This is a genomic window from Kitasatospora sp. NEAU-69, from assembly GCF_057158765.1.
This window is the reverse complement of sequence record NZ_JBWXUE010000002.1, coordinates 293,278-308,227: the sequence shown is the minus strand read 5'-3', so window position 1 is coordinate 308,227 and position 14,950 is coordinate 293,278. Positions and strand designations below refer to the sequence as shown.

The following is a 14,950-nucleotide window of genomic DNA, read 5'->3' as shown; positions in this document are numbered from 1 at the left end:
GGGCGCCCCTTCCGACGTGGAAAACATTAGCACGGTGCGAGCCGAAGCTACGAATCCCTTCCCGCCCCCGGCCTGCACAGCTGTCCGCGGCCCGCCACTCGAACGGCCGGGCGAACGGGTGAGCCCGTTCGGCCCAGGGATGAGCCGCCCGAGCAGCGGGTACCAGTCGTGCCACCGGGTACCGCCCGGCGGCGAGGGGTGTGCCCGACCCCTCGCTCGGACCATCCGGCTGGCCGGGGAACCGTACAGATGGCCTGGGCGTGGATACGATCAGTACGGAAGTACCGCATTCGGGCCCGCCGTGGCCCGGTACCGCAGACGACAGCCCTTGGAAGGGGGTGCCCCGTGGGAGTCATGAAGAAGTTCGAACAGCGGCTCGAGGGTCTCGTGAACGGCACCTTCGCCAAGGTGTTCAAGTCCGAGGTCCAGCCGGTGGAGATCGCGGGAGCGCTGCAGCGCGAGTGCGACAACAACGCCACCATCTGGAACCGCGAGCGCACCGTCGTTCCGAACGACTTCATCGTCGAGCTGAGCCCGCACGACTACGAGCGACTCAGCCCGTACGCAGGCCAGCTCGGCCAGGAGCTGTCCGGAATGGTCCTGGAGTACGCCGAGGCCCAGCGCTACAGCTTCCTCGGTCCGCTCCAGGTCAATCTGGAGCGCGCCGACGACCTGGACACCGGCCTCTACCGCGTGCGCAGCCGCACTCTGGCGACCGACGTCGCCGAGCCGCCTGCCGCGCAGCACCAGCAGCCCGCCCCGCCCGCGCACCCCGGCTACACCGGCGGTCGCGGTCCGGCCGAGCCCGCCGCCGCGCCGTGGCAGCAGGGCAGCGCGCCGACGTACGCCGGGCCGCCGCCGAGCGCCCCGCCCGCGATCCCGAGCGCCCCGCAGTCGGCCGTGCCGCCGCCGGCCGGCAACGTCCGGCCGTTCCCCGGCTCGGGCACCGGCGCGGGCACCCGCCGCTGGATCGAGGTCAACGGCACCCGGCACCAGATCACCGGCACCGCCTGCGTGCTGGGCCGTTCCACCGAGGCGGACGTCCGGATCGACGACCCGGGCGTCTCCCGCAAGCACGCCGAAATCCGCCCCGGCACCCCCGCCATGGTGCTCGACCTGGGGTCCACCAACGGCATCGTGGTGGACGGACAGCACACCCAGCGCGCTACGCTCCGCGACGGCTCGCGGATCGTCGTGGGCTCCACGACGATCATCTACCGACAGGTCGAAGGGTAGGGCGAGCAGCGGTGTCCGAGCTGACTCTGACAGTCATGCGGCTGGGTTTCCTGGCCGTGCTGTGGCTGTTTGTCATCGTTGCGGTGCAGGTGATCCGCAGCGACCTGTTCGGCGCCAAGGGCACCGTCCGCACCGGCCGCCGCGCGGCCGGTGCCGCCGCGAACGCCACCGCGGGAGGGACCGCGAACGCGACCGCCACGCCCGCGCCGGCCGGCGCGGGCGCCCGCCCGCAGCCCGGTCCGCGCGACCAGGGCGAGCGGACCGGCAACCCCCAGTCCGGCTCGCAGCCGGGTGCCGGCCGGGGCCGGCGCGGCGCTCCGAGCCAGCTCGTGGTGGTCGAGGGCGCGCTGGCTGGCACCACCGTGGCACTGCAGGGCCAGGTCATCACACTCGGCCGGGCCCATGACTCGACCATCGTGCTCGATGACGACTACGCCTCCTCGCGTCATGCCAGGATCTACCCCGACCAGACTGGGCAGTGGACCGTAGAGGATCTAGGCTCCACCAACGGCACCTATCTGGACCGGCAGCGGCTGACCTCGCCGACACCGCTCCAGCCGGGCATGCCGATCCGTATCGGCAGGACCGTCATCGAACTGCGGAAGTAGTAGGCGCATGAGGGACAGCACCCCGTCCATGACCAGCCGGGCCGGCCGCGTGAGCGGCGCCGCGGCCCCGCGCGAGGCCCAGAGGGGGGCACGCACCGTATGAGCCTCGTGCTGCGTTTCGCCGCCGGATCCCACAAGGGTCTGATCAGGGAGGGGAACGAGGACTCCGGCTACGCCGGCCCGCGTCTGCTGGCGGTCGCCGACGGCATGGGCGGCGCGGCCGCCGGCGAGGTCGCCTCCTCCGAGGCCCTCAGCTCGATCATCTCGCTGGACGAGTCGGACCCGCACGCCGACCTGCTGACCCTGCTCAACGACGCCGTGCAGGCCGCCAACGAGCGGCTGCGCGTGATGGTCGAGCAGGATCCGCACCTGGAGGGCATGGGCTGCACGCTCACCGCGCTGCTGTGGACCGGCGAGCGGATGGGCATGGTGCACGTCGGCGACTCGCGCGCCTACCTGCTCCGTGACGGTTCGCTGAGCCAGATCACCCAGGACCACACCTGGGTGCAGCGGCTGGTGGACGAGGGCCGGATCACCCCGGAGGAGGCCGAGACCCACCCGCAGCGCTCCCTGCTGATGCGCGCGCTGGACGGCCGCGGCCAGGTCGAGCCCGACCTGTCGATCCGTGAGGTCCGGGCCGGCGACCGCTACCTGATCTGCTCCGACGGCCTCTCCGGCCCGGTCAGCCACCAGACGCTGGAGGAGACGCTCGGGAGCTTCTACGCGCCCGAGCAGACGATCCAGGAGCTGATCCAGCTCGCGCTGCGCGGTGGCGGCCCCGACAACATCACCTGCGTCGTCGCAGATGTACTCGACGTCGGCCCGAGCGACACGCTCAGCGGCCAGTTCACGGCCGTGCCCGTGGTGGTCGGCGCGGTCGCCGAAGGCCCGCACGGCACCGTGATGGACAACCAGGTGCTGGACACCCCGGCGGGTCGCGCCGCCGGCCTGGGCCGGCCGCCGGCCCCGCAGGGCGCTTTCGGCCCGGCTGACAACTACCAGGGCCAGGGCGGCTTCGGCCCCGCCGAGGGCTACGGCGAGGCCGGCTACCCGCAGGACGGCTACCACGAGGGCGGGTACCCGCAGGAGGGCTACGCCCAGGACGGCTACGCCGGCTACCCGCAGGAGGGCTACGGCGGCGCGGCCGACGGCTACGGCAGCCCGGCCGACCCCGGCGCCCCCGGTGGCGAGTACCAGCCCGAGGAGTATCCGCAGGAGGAGCCCGCCCCGGTCGAGCAGCCGAAGAAGCGCCGCTGGTTCAAGCGCTCGGCGATCACCGTGGTGGCGCTCGGCCTGGTCGGCGGCGCGGCGTACGGCGGCTACCAGTGGACCCAGGACCGGTACTACGTGGCCGACAGCGGCGGCCACGTCGCCGTCTACCGCGGCGTCAACCAGAGCCTGCCCGGCCTGAGCCTCTCCTCGGTCTACCAGGACTACCCGAGCGTCGAGGTCAAGTACCTGCCGAGCTCTCAGCAGGCCCAGCTCAAGAACACCATCAGCGCCGACAGCCTGGACGCCGCCAAGCAACAGGTCCAGAGCCTGGACGCGCAGGCGACGGTCTGCAAGAAGGTCGCCGAGGGCGCCAAGCCGGCCGCCGGCGACACCGGCACCCCGCCGGCGAGCAGCGCCGCGTACTACACGGCGCCCAGGGTCGGCACCCTGCCGAAGGCCGGTGCCACGCCGAGCCCGACGACCACCCCGCAGGCCCCGGCCGAGTCACCGGCCCAGCCGGCGCCGAGCACGAGCGCCCCGGCGCCCAGCACTCCGACGCCCAGCGCCTCCCCCACGCCGACCGGCCCGCCCCCGCTCACCGCGGACGAGCAGCGGCTGGCCGGGAACTGCACCGGCTCCTGACCGGACCGCGACCATGAGCCGGCCCCCGACGACCGACCCGCGCCCCGCCGGGCGGTTCGGTCGGACGGGGGACCGGATCCGCCCGGTCGCCCTCGAACCGCTCGGCGCCCCGGACCAGCGGCGCACCGAGCTGTCACTGCTCGCCTTCGCCGTGGTGCTGCCGGTCCTCGGCTATGCGGACGCCGGCCTGGCGATGGACGGCGAGCTGCCCGCCGGGATGGCGGCGTACGGGGCGGGCATGGCAGCGCTGGCGCTCACCGCACACCTGGCGGTGCGTCGGTACGCCCCGCACGCCGACCCGCTGCTGCTGCCCCTGGCCACCCTGCTCAACGGGCTGGGCCTGGTGATGATCTGGCGGCTGGACCGGGCCGGCCAACCACTGCGCGGCAGCCCCTCGGCCGCCACCCACCAACTGCTCTGGTGTGCGCTCGGGATCGCGCTCTTCCTCGCGGTGATCGCCCTGCTCCACGATCACCGCACCCTGCAGCGCCGCAGGCACGCCTCGATGGCGCTGGCACTGGCCCTGCTGGCCGTCCCCGCCTTGCTCCCCGCCTTCCTCCCGGCCGGCGGCTCCGACGGCGCTGCGCGGATCTGGCTGCACCTGGGCGGCTTCTCGATCCAGCCCGGCGACTTCGCCAGGATCGTCCTGGCGGTCTCCTTCGCCGGCTACCTGGTGACCAGGCGCGAGACGCTGGCCCTGGCCGGCCACCGTCTGCTCGGCCTCTGCCTGCCGCGCCGGCGCGACCTCGGCCCGATCCTGCTGGTCTGGCTGTTCAGTGTGCTGATCCTGGTCCTGGACACCGACCTGGGCAGCTCGCTGCTCTTCTTCGGCCTCTTCGTCGTGATGCTCTACATCGCCACCGAGCGGACCGGCTGGGTCGTCATCGGCCTGCTGCTCGCCGCCGGCACCGCACTGGCCGCCGCCGGGGCGCCGCACCTGCGGGTGGGGATCGACGCCTGGCTGCACCCGCCGACCGCGTTCGCCGCGCACCCGGCGCCCGGCGCGACCGAACAGACCGGCCAGGCGCTCCTCGCCCTGGGCACCGGCGGCGTCACCGGCACCGGGCTCGGCCAGGGCCGCTCCTGGGTGTTCGGCTTCGCCGCCAGGAGCGACTTCATGCTCGGCTCGTTCGGCGAGGAGCTTGGCCTGACCGGCCTGATGGCACTGCTCGTGCTGTACGGGCTGATCGTCCAGCGCGGCCTGCGCACGGCGCTGGCCACCAGCGACCCGTTCGGCAAACTGCTGGCCGCCGGGCTCTCGGCCGGCTTCGCCCTCCAGGTCTTCGTGGTCGCCGGCGGCGTCACCGGGCTGATCCCGCCGACCGGCATGGCACTGCCGTTCCTGGCGCAGGGCGGCTCCCCGGTGATCGCCAACTGGTGCCTGGTCGCGATCCTGCTCAAGATCAGCGACTCCGCCCGGCGCCCGGCCGCCGAACCGGGCCGGGAACCGACCCGGGCGGTCAGTGCGTAACCGTTTGTGCGGTTGAATGACTCTCGCCGCACCATCGCACCGCCGCACCGCACGCACCGGGAACGACCACACGGCACCGGGAACGAGGAGGGGACCGTCTCATGAACAAGCCCATCAGACGGGTCTCCGTCTTCTGCATGGTGCTGATCTTCGCCCTGCTGCTGCGCGCCAACTGGGTGCAGGCCGTGGTCGCGGACAGCTATGCGAACGACTCGCACAACCGCCGCAACGTCTACGACCAGTACTCCTACCCGCGCGGCAACATCTTCGCCGCCGGCGGGCAGCAGGCGCTCACCCAGTCGAACCTCACCACCGGGTACCTCTACAAGTACAAGCGCGGCTGGACCAACGGCCCGCTGTACGCCCCCGTCACCGGCTTCGCCTCCCAGGCCTTCGGCAACAGCGGCCTGGACTACGCCGAGAACGGCATCCTGGCCGGCACCGACGACCGGCTGTTCTTCGGCAACACGATGGACCTGCTGACCGGCAAGCAGAAGACCGGCGGCGACGTGATCACCACGATCGTCCCCAAGGTCCAGCAGGCCGCCTTCAACGGGCTGAACGGCAAGAAGGGCGCCGCGGTCGCGATCGACCCGCGCACCGGCGCGATCCTGGCGCTGGTCAGCACGCCGTCCTACGACCCGGCCAGCTTCGCCGGCAACTCGATCAACCCCGACCAGAACAACTGGAACTCGCTCAACGCGGACCCGAGCAAGCCGATGCTGGACCGGGCGCTCAGCGAGACCTATCCGCCCGGCTCGACGTTCAAGCTGGTCACCGCCGCCACCGCGTTCGAGACCGGCAAGTACCAGAATCCGGACGACCAGACCGACACCCCGGACACCTACGTCCTGCCCGGCACCAACACCGTGCTGCGCAACGACAGCCCGGACGAGCAGTGCGGCCAGGCCACGCTCAAGTACGCGCTGACCATCTCCTGCAACACCGTCTACGGCAAGCTCGGCGCCGACCTCGGCGAGGAGAAGCTGCTGAACCAGGCGCAGAAGTTCGGCTTCAACAGCTCGGTCTCGATCCCGATCAAGTCCGCGAAGAGCACCTTCCCGTCCGACTCCACGCCGGACGGCACCGCCCAGGACGCGATCGGCCAGCACAACACCGCCGCGACCCCGCTGCAGATGGCGATGGTCGCCGCCGCGATCGCCAACAACGGCAAGCTGATGCAGCCGTACCTGGTCGACGAGGAGCGCACCGGCTCCGGCTCGGTCATCTCCAAGCACAGCGAGCACGAGATGGACCAGGCCGTGAGCCCGGCCACCGCGCAGAAGCTCCAGTCGATGATGGTCGACGTCGTGCAGAACGGCACCGGCCAGAACGCCAAGATCAACGGCGTCGAGGTCGGCGGCAAGACCGGCACCGCCCAGCACGGCCAGGACAACAGCGGCCTGCCATTCGCCTGGTTCGTCTCGTACGCGAAGGTCGGCAACAACGTGCCGGTCGCCGTCGCGGTGGTGGTCGAGGACGGCGCCGCCCAGAGTGACGAGATCAGCGGCGGCAGCCTCGCCGCCCCGATCGCCAAGACGATCATGCAGGCGGCCATCGGCCAGTGATCGACCGGTGACGGCTCTCCGGGTTCTCCCCGCCGTCGGCGATACTGGGCTGTCGGATACCGGTCTGGTCTCAGCTGCCGGGCGTGTCGAGTTGTCGAGCAGGTGACCGGTAGCGTATCCGCAGCGGCGACATGTGTCCGGCTGCCCCGGCTGACCGGGCCAGTGGGCGTCACAGAACCATCGTGGCGAAGGCAGCGTCACTACTGAAACGTGCGGGGACACCTACGTCATATCCTCACCGCCCGGTGAGGGAGAGGGTCGGAACTATGGAAGAGCCTCGTCGCCTCGGCGGCAGGTACGAGCTCGGCGGCGTCCTCGGACGCGGCGGCATGGCCGAGGTCTACCTCGCCCATGACACCCGGCTCGGCCGCTCCGTCGCTGTGAAGACGCTCCGCGCCGACATGGCCCGGGATCCCTCGTTCCAGGCCCGGTTCCGGCGCGAGGCACAGTCCGCGGCCTCGCTCAACCACCCCGCCATCGTCGCCGTCTACGACACCGGCGAGGACTACATCGACGGCATCTCCATCCCGTACATCGTGATGGAGTACGTCGAGGGCTCCACGCTGCGCGAGCTGCTGCACTCCGGGCGCCGGCTGCTGCCCGAGCGCGCGCTGGAGATGACCATCGGCATCCTGCAGGCCCTGGAGTACTCGCACCGGGCCGGCATCGTGCACCGCGACATCAAGCCCGCCAACGTGATGCTGACCCGGCAGGGCAACGTCAAGGTGATGGACTTCGGCATCGCCCGCGCGATGGGCGACGCCGGCATGACGATGACGCAGACCTCCGCCGTCATCGGCACCGCCCAGTACCTCTCCCCGGAGCAGGCCAAGGGCGAGACCGTGGACGCCCGCTCGGACCTCTACTCCACCGGCTGCCTGCTCTACGAGCTGCTGACCGTCCGGCCGCCGTTCGTCGGCGACTCCCCGGTCGCGGTCGCCTACCAGCACGTCCGCGAGGAGGCCCAGCCGCCGTCCGCGTACGACCCCGAGGTGCGCCCGGAGATCGACGCGATCGTGCTCAAGGCGCTCGCCAAGGACCGGGACTACCGCTACCAGAGCGCCGACGAGATGCGCGACGACATCGAGCGCTTCCTCGACGGCCTGCCGGTCGTCGCCGCCCAGCAGGCGGCGGCCTACGGCATGGGCGGCTACGGCTACGACCAGAACGGCTACCCGGCCCAGCAGCACGACCCGTACGGCCAGACCAGCATGCTGCCCCAGCAGGGCCCCGGCAGCGCGCCGACCACCATGCTCTCCCCGGTCGGCGGCCAGCAGGGCTACCACCAGGGCGCGCCGGCCGGCTACCAGGAGAACGGCTACGACGACACCTACGCCGGTGGCGGCGACGGCTACGAGGACGGTGGCCGCGCCGGCCGCCGCCGCGACGAGCCGCCGCGCAAGAGCAACACCTCCTGGATCATCCTGGCCGTGGCGGCCGTGCTGGTCCTGGTCGGCTCGTTCTTCGTCGCCTCCGCGATGTTCAAGGGCGGCAATGCCGGGGCCGCGAGCAGCCAGATCACCGTGCCCACGCTGACCGGCAAGAGCGTCGACGACGCCACCACCGCGATGCACAGCGCCGGCCCGAAGCTGACGCTGACCCAGGGCGCCCCGACCGCCTGCGCGAACATCGCCAGCGGCCTGATCTGCCAGCAGAGCCCGGCCGCCGGCACCCAGATGGCCTCGAACGGGCAGATCACCGTCCAGCTCTCCACCGGCCCCGGCCAGACCCCGGTCCCGGACGTCACCGGCAAGCCCAAGGACGCCGCCACCCAGGCGCTCACCACCGCGGGCTTCCAGGTCGTCCCCAAGTACGCCAACGACCCGACCGTCCCGCAGGACTCGGTGATCTCCCAGGACGTCACCGGCAACGCCAACCCCGGTGCCACGATCACCCTGACCATCTCGCAGGGTCCGGCCAAGGTCGCGGTGCCCGGTGTGGTCGGCCAGACCAGCGACGCCGCCACCCAGGCGCTGCAGGCCGCCGGCTTCACGGTCGACTCCTCGAAGACCACCCCGTCCACCAACGCCGGCCAGGTCGTCGGCACGGTCGCCTCGCAGACCCCGAACGCGGGCCAGAAGGCGGCGCCGAACTCGACCGTCCAGCTGACCATCTACGCGACGCCGCAGAACGTCCAGGTGCCGGACGTCACGGGCAAGACGGTCAAGGAAGCGACCGCCGCACTGCTCGCCAAGGGCCTGCAGTACACGATCTCGGGTCCGAGCGACGACAAGTCCGTCGTCAACCAGATGAACCCGGGTCCGAACCAGCTGGTCCCGCCGAACAGCAGCGTCCAGCTGATCACCCAGGCGGCCCCGCCGACTCCCCCGACCACCCCGCCGGGCGGGGCGACCACCCCGCCGGCCTCGCCGGCCAAAGGGGCCGGGGGCGGCATCACCTGGCCCTGGAACACACCGCCCGGGAACGGGAACGGCTAAGCCCTAGCGGGCCCGAGCCGAGCAGCTGAGAAGGGGCTGTGGACGACGCAACGGTCGTCCACAGCCCCTTTCGGCTGTCCGGGGGCCCGTCAGTCCCGCAGCTCGGCCGGTGGTGTCCGCAGCGCGTCCATCCGGTCCACCCGGACCAGGCTGCCCCACACCGCCATCCGGTACCGCGACGTGTACACCGGCGTGCACGTGGTCAGCGTGATGTAGCGGCCCGGCTTCGTGTAGCCGGCGCCCTCCGGGACCGGGGCGATGACGCCGGTGTCGTACTTCGACGTCTGCGGCAGCACCGCATCCACCCGATAGACGTACCAGTCGTCCCGGGTCTCGACGACCACCGCGTCACCCTTGTCGACCGCGTCCAGGTCGTGGAACTTCGCGCCGTGCCCGTCCCGGTGCGCCGCGAGCGCGAAGTTGCCGGTGGCGTCCCAGGGCATGGCGGCGCGGTAGGGCTCCTGGTAGACGCCGGCGACGCCCTCGTTGAGCACCTCCGGGCCGGTACCCGGGCGGATCAGCACCGAGTAGTCCTTGCCCATTGCCGGGACGTGCAGGAAGCCGATCGCGTCCCCGCCCTGGTACGCCGGCCCGGCCACCGGGCCCGCCGACGGCGCGGGCGCCGTCCAGGACTGCCGCAGCTTGGCGCCGGCCTGCCCCGCGTGGTGATCGGCCGTCAGGTCGGTCCACCAGAGGGAGTACCCGACGAAGAGGGCCAGCACCAGGCCGGCCGTTATCAGCAGCTCCCCCAGCATGCTCAGGCCCACTGTCCACCGGGACCGCCGACGCGGAGCGGAGCTGCTCGGGTGCTGCGTCACGGGGATACCGCCTCGCGTGCTGGGGACGTACGGGCGGCGAACCGGCCCGTACGTCCCCGAAGGGGCGCCGGGCCCCTAGGAGTTCGTCAACGCCGGAGGCTGCCCCTGGCTCCTCGGTTGTTCAGCAATCATCTTGCCAAAGACGATCAGGCGACCGCGCGCCGAGAACTCCGGCGTACAGGTGGTCATGGTGATGTACTTGCCCGCCTGGCTGAACGGTGAGCCCTTCGGGATCGGCTGCAGCACCGCCACGTCGGTCGGCGGCGTCTCCGGGATCCCGCCCTCGACCTCGTACGTGTAGAACGTGGTCGCGGTCTCCACCACGATCTTGTCGCCGGGGGAGAGCTCGGCCAGCCGGCGGAACGGCTGCCCGTGCGTGGTGCGGTGGGCGGCGACGGCGAAGTTGCCGCTCGCGTCGGTGGGCATCGCGGTGCCGACGTAGTGGCCGACCAGGCCGTGGTCCAGCACCTTCTCCTTGTCGGTGCCCTCGGCGATCGGGTACGTGATGCCGATCTTGGGCACGTGCAGGATCGCGAAGCCCTGGCCGGGAGCGAAGACACCCGCGTCAGGGGCCTTCGACTGACCGGGTGACGGCTGCGGGGCGCCGGGCGCGGCCCACTGCTTCTCCAGGCTGTTGCGGGTGCCGTTCGCGGAGGCGTCGGCCTGCACGTTGGTCCACCAGAGCTGGTAGGTGACGAAGAGCAGCATCACCAGGCCGAGCGTTATGCACAGCTCGCCGACGAACCGCGCCGCCAGCACGCCCTTGGACTCCTTGGGACGCACGACCGGCCGGCGTGCCCCCGAGGCCCGGCGACGGCCGCTGCCGGAGCGCAGCGAGACGTTGCCGCCGGCCGCCCGCCGCGGCTCCTCACGGCCGCCCGCCCCGGCCTCGGCCGACGTGGCGTCGGCCGCGCGTATGGTGCGCAGCTGCAGCGTCTGGTCGGCCAGCCACGGGTACTCGACGGCCTGGGTGGCCGGCTCCTCGGGCTCGTACACGCCCCAGCCGTCCGGCTCCGGCTGCGGCTCCGGCTGCGCCGGCGCGGCGTATCCGCCCTGCGGGTACGGCTGCCTGCGCTGCTGCGGCGGCTGCGGCGGCTGCTGGTACGGCGGCTGCTGCTGGTAGGGCTGCGGTGGGTACGGCTGCTGACCGTACGGCTGCTGCGGCTGCTGCTCGTACGGCGGGTACTGCTGCCCGTACGTCCCCCGCCCCGGCCCGCTCTCCGACGCTCCGGGGCCCGGCTGCTCGCCGTAGCCCCGGTGGGCGTCCTGACGCCCCTCCGGGCGCACCGCTGTCACGTCCTCAGCCCCGGCCGATCACCGGAGCGAGGCCGGCCGAGCGGCCGACCGCCTCCGGATCGCCGCACTCCGCGAGCCAGTTGGCGAGCATCCGGTGTCCCCCCTCGGTGAGCACGGACTCAGGGTGGAACTGCACGCCCTCGACGAGCAGCTCACGGTGCCGAAGACCCATGATGACACCGCTCTCGGTCCGCGCGGTGACCACCAGCTCAGCGGGCACGGTGGCCGGTTCGACCGCCAGCGAGTGGTAGCGGGTGGCCGTCATAGGCGAGGGCAGGCCGGCGAAGACGCCGCCGTCCTCGTGCGTGACGAGCGAGGTCTTGCCGTGCAGCAGCTCGGGTGCCCGGCCGACCACCGCGCCGTAGGCCACCGCGATCGACTGCAGGCCCAGGCAGACACCGAAGAGCGGCAGCCCGATCCGCGCGCAGTGCCGCACCATCTCGATGCAGACCCCGGCCTCCTCCGGCGCCCCGGGACCAGGGGAGAGCAGCACGCCGTCATACCCCTGGTCGCCGTCCCGCAGGGTCGCGTGCTCGGCCGTCAGCTCGTCGTTGCGGACCACCTCGCAGGTCGCGCCCAGCTGGTAGAGGTACTGGACGAGGTTGAAGACGAAGCTGTCGTAGTTGTCCACCACGAGGATCCGCGGTGCGGTGACGGGCGAGGCCATACGTGCTGACTCCGTGTGAGGTACGAGGGTGCGAGGGGGGTGCGCCGCGGCGGGCGCGTCAGCCGGTGCCGCTGTTGTCCACAGTGACGTCGTTGAAGGGGAGCAGCGGTTCCGCCCACGGGAAGACGTACTGGAAGAGCAGGTAGATCACCCCGAGGATCAGCAGCAGCGAAATGACGGCCTTCACCAGGGCGTTCCCCGGGAGGCGTCGCCAGATCCAGCCGTACATGGTGCTCCCTGTCTGATGGGCGGTGGGGACCAGAGTAGACCTCGAAGCTGAGCCTGACGGCGGCTGTGGGCTTTTGGATCCTCCGGTGAGCCCGGCCGTGGTATCCGCCGGGTCCCGGTCCGTCCGGGGGAGCGGTTCCCCTACTGTCCGACGGCTGTGTGCAGGTCGGTGGTTCCGGTGTAGCCCGGCATGGTCAACTCGGTGCTCTCCTGCACCTTCCAGCCCAGCCCGTAGGCCGTGACGTACTGCAGGTAGTTGCGGATCGAGGGGTCGGCGTCCACGGCCGCGTGCAGCTCCGCGGTCCGGCCGACGGCGCGGATCACGTAGGGCGGCGAGTAGACCCGGCCCTGGAGCAGCAGCGTGTTGCCGACGCAGCGCACCGCGCTGGTGGAGATCAGCCGCTGGTCCATCACCTGGACGCCGGCCGCGCCGCCCCGCCAGAGCGCGTTGACCACGGCCTGGATGTCCTGCTGGTGGATCACCAGGTCGTTGACGCCGGGCTCGGGGACACCGGGGATCCGGGCGGTGGCGTCGGGCGGCGCGTCGTTGAGCGTGATGGTCAGGCCCGGGCCCTGCAGGGGGTCGAGCCCGGCCTGCTGCCGCAGGGTCGCCAGCCGGTCGGCGTCGGCCGGGCTGAGCCCCTGCTGCTTGGCGAGCTGGTCGGCGCGCTGCTGGAGGTCGGTGAGCTGGGCCTGGGTCTGCTGGTTCTGGTCGCTGCGCTGCTGTATGACGTCCCCGAGCTGCAGCAGCGAGTTGTCCGAGCGCAGATCGATGCCGTGCGAGGCGTGCGCGCTGACGTAGAAGAGGACGCCGGCCAGGGCGAAGACACCGCAGGTCAGGGCACGGCCGACAATTCGGGCGGAGCCGGGGCGCCGAGGGGGCGGGCTCGCGGCGGACTCGCCGGGAATCGACGAATTAAGCACCGTACCCTTATCTCCTTCCGACCCGGCGAGCCACTACGCTAACGGACGCCGGTGGCATGTGCGGAGCATCTCCCGTACGGACCCGGTCTTCCCACAGCCGCCCCGCCCCCGCTGCACCCTGCGCGGTCTCACAGCGCATCGACAGGAGAGCCCCTCGTGCCGAAGTCTCGACTCCGCAAGAAGTCCGACTACATCCCGCCGACCTCGGCGACCGCAGTCAAGATCAGCTCCGGTCGCAACTGGGTCGCCCCGGTGATGCTCGGGCTGTTCCTGATCGGGCTGATCTGGATCGTCACCTACTACGTGACGAGCGGCAGCTGGCCGGTGGAGTCCTGGGGCAACTGGAACATCCTGGCCGGCTTCGGCTTCATCGCCGCGGGCTTCGGCGTCTCCACCCAGTGGAAGTAGCGCCACCGCGCGCTCCCCGGTACGTCCCCGGCTCGTCCCCGTACCGCCTCACCCGACCGGTGGGGCGGTACGTCGTGCTGTCCGAACGCCGATCGGGGATAGTCCTACCGTGCTCTTATCCACACGGTTATCCACAGTGGGGAAAAGTCAACGCATCCTGTGGATAACTGCGGTGCCGACGGTGGATACCACACTGCGGCGGGTGCTCCGACCACCCTCGTCCGAACACCCTCCAGCTGACGAAGTAACAGCTGGACACGCGTAGATCGACCTTCGGACAACGTCTGGTCGCACAGCCTGTGCGCAGACCGCTGCACACTGTGGACAACTTGCGCCGATGGACCGCCCGGACGGTGGAAAACCGTGGACGGCGGTGGACAACCGCGGCCGTCCGATCGATGCACAGCCGGCCCGTGCGCGCCCCCAGGCAGCCGGGGTCACCCAGCCAACCGGGTCAACCGGCTCAATCAGCTGAACCGGGTCAACCGGCTCAACCGGTGAAGCGCGCCGTCGCCACCAGGACCATCGCCAGCTCCGCGGCCAGCATCAGCACCACCGTGCCCGCCTGCACCAGGTTCCGGTTGGCGCGTGGCGCGTGCATCATGCCGATGCCGAGCAGCACCCCCGAGGCCAGCCCACCGACGTGCGCGCGCCAGTCGATCCCCGGCACCGCGAAGGTGATCACCAGGTTGAAGACGATCAGCGCGACCACCGGGCCCAGCGGCTGCCGGGCGACCCGGTAGAGCACGGCGGTGGCACCGAAGATGCCGAAGACCGCCCCGGACGCACCCCAGGAGCGCACCCCGTCCCCGGCCACCAGGTAGACCAGCGCGCTGCCGCCCAGCCCGGAGACCAGGTACACCGCGAGGAAGCGCAGCCGGCCCAGCACCCGCTCCAGCGGCGGACCCATCCACCACAGCGCCAGCATGTTCGAGCCCACGTGGAAGAGCTGGACGTGCAGGAAGGTCGCGGTGAGCAGCCGGTACCACTGGTCAGGGCCGGCCGCGACGCCGTACCCGGTCCCGTTCGGCGCGACCGCGCTGAACAGCTCCCAGCTGCCCGGCGTGTTCTGCCCGCCGAGTGACTTGTCGACGTAGGCCGCGATCAGGAAGACCGCCAGGTTGATGGCGATCAGCACCTTCGTGACCACCGCGCCGTCGCCGGTGAGCCGGCCGCCGAACCTGGTGGTCGCCGGGCGCGGCCGGGGGCCGGCCGCCGCCTGCTCGCCGCGCACGCACTCCGGGCAGTGGAAGCCCACCGAGGCGTTCACCATGCAGTCCGGGCAGATCGGCCGCCCGCAGCGCGAGCAGCTGACGCCGGTCTCGCGTTCGGGGTGGCGGTAGCAGCCGGGCAGCCGGTGCCCGTCCTGGGCGGGGCCCACGGGCTGGCCGGGCTCGTCCTGGGCCATCCGGACTTCCTCTCAACGACAGATCC

The 14,950-nt window shown here is 71.7% G+C and carries 13 protein-coding genes; 7 read left to right on the top strand and 6 right to left on the bottom strand.

Annotation, left to right across the window (positions count from 1 at the left end; genetic code table 11):
• Positions 1–345: 345 nt before the first annotated feature.
• The 6 genes from AC060L_RS03455 (at position 346) to pknB (ending at position 9,175) form a co-directional block, all read left to right on the top strand.
• A complete protein-coding gene (locus AC060L_RS03455) occupies positions 346–1,236 on the top strand; it encodes an FhaA domain-containing protein (protein ID WP_483796881.1) in 891 nt (296 codons plus the stop codon).
• 11 nt (positions 1,237–1,247) lie between these two features.
• The gene (locus tag AC060L_RS03450) at positions 1,248–1,844 is read left to right on the top strand and encodes an FHA domain-containing protein FhaB/FipA (protein WP_483796880.1); all 597 of its coding nucleotides are present in this window, start codon (positions 1,248–1,250) and stop codon (positions 1,842–1,844) included.
• 99 nt (positions 1,845–1,943) lie between these two features.
• Positions 1,944–3,698: a protein phosphatase 2C domain-containing protein gene (locus tag AC060L_RS03445; RefSeq protein WP_483796879.1), complete on the top strand. Its 1,755-nt coding sequence runs from the start codon at positions 1,944–1,946 to the stop codon at positions 3,696–3,698.
• Between the two features lie 13 nt (positions 3,699–3,711).
• The gene (locus AC060L_RS03440; protein WP_483796878.1) at positions 3,712–5,169 is read left to right on the top strand and encodes an FtsW/RodA/SpoVE family cell cycle protein; all 1,458 of its coding nucleotides are present in this window, start codon (positions 3,712–3,714) and stop codon (positions 5,167–5,169) included.
• Between the two features lie 101 nt (positions 5,170–5,270).
• The gene (locus tag AC060L_RS03435) at positions 5,271–6,737 is read left to right on the top strand and encodes a peptidoglycan D,D-transpeptidase FtsI family protein (protein ID WP_483796877.1); all 1,467 of its coding nucleotides are present in this window, start codon (positions 5,271–5,273) and stop codon (positions 6,735–6,737) included.
• A 266-nt stretch (positions 6,738–7,003) separates the two neighbouring features.
• Positions 7,004–9,175: a Stk1 family PASTA domain-containing Ser/Thr kinase gene (pknB, locus tag AC060L_RS03430; RefSeq protein WP_483796876.1), complete on the top strand. Its 2,172-nt coding sequence runs from the start codon at positions 7,004–7,006 to the stop codon at positions 9,173–9,175.
• A gap of 89 nt (positions 9,176–9,264) precedes the next feature.
• On the opposite strand, the gene AC060L_RS03425 is transcribed toward pknB, so the two are convergent.
• The 5 genes from AC060L_RS03425 to AC060L_RS03405 form a co-directional block, all read right to left on the bottom strand.
• Positions 9,265–9,930, bottom strand: coding sequence for a class E sortase (locus AC060L_RS03425; RefSeq protein ID WP_483796875.1), 666 nt, complete (start codon positions 9,928–9,930; stop codon positions 9,265–9,267).
• Between the two features lie 138 nt (positions 9,931–10,068).
• A complete protein-coding gene (locus AC060L_RS03420; RefSeq protein ID WP_483796874.1) occupies positions 10,069–11,289 on the bottom strand; it encodes a class E sortase in 1,221 nt (406 codons plus the stop codon).
• A 4-nt stretch (positions 11,290–11,293) separates the two neighbouring features.
• The gene (locus AC060L_RS03415) at positions 11,294–11,956 is read right to left on the bottom strand and encodes an aminodeoxychorismate/anthranilate synthase component II (RefSeq protein WP_483796873.1); all 663 of its coding nucleotides are present in this window, start codon (positions 11,954–11,956) and stop codon (positions 11,294–11,296) included.
• A gap of 58 nt (positions 11,957–12,014) precedes the next feature.
• A complete protein-coding gene (locus tag AC060L_RS03410; RefSeq protein WP_483796872.1) occupies positions 12,015–12,185 on the bottom strand; it encodes a hypothetical protein in 171 nt (56 codons plus the stop codon).
• A gap of 140 nt (positions 12,186–12,325) precedes the next feature.
• Positions 12,326–13,108, bottom strand: coding sequence for a DUF881 domain-containing protein (locus AC060L_RS03405; protein ID WP_483796871.1), 783 nt, complete (start codon positions 13,106–13,108; stop codon positions 12,326–12,328).
• Positions 13,109–13,264: 156 nt separating this feature from the next.
• Between AC060L_RS03405 and crgA the strand changes: the two genes are divergently transcribed.
• Positions 13,265–13,516, top strand: coding sequence for a cell division protein CrgA (gene crgA / locus AC060L_RS03400; protein ID WP_483796870.1), 252 nt, complete (start codon positions 13,265–13,267; stop codon positions 13,514–13,516).
• A gap of 490 nt (positions 13,517–14,006) precedes the next feature.
• Here crgA and AC060L_RS03395 read toward each other — a convergent pair whose 3' ends face one another.
• The gene (locus AC060L_RS03395) at positions 14,007–14,924 is read right to left on the bottom strand and encodes a rhomboid family intramembrane serine protease (protein WP_483796869.1); all 918 of its coding nucleotides are present in this window, start codon (positions 14,922–14,924) and stop codon (positions 14,007–14,009) included.
• Between the last annotated feature and the right edge of the window lie 26 nt (positions 14,925–14,950).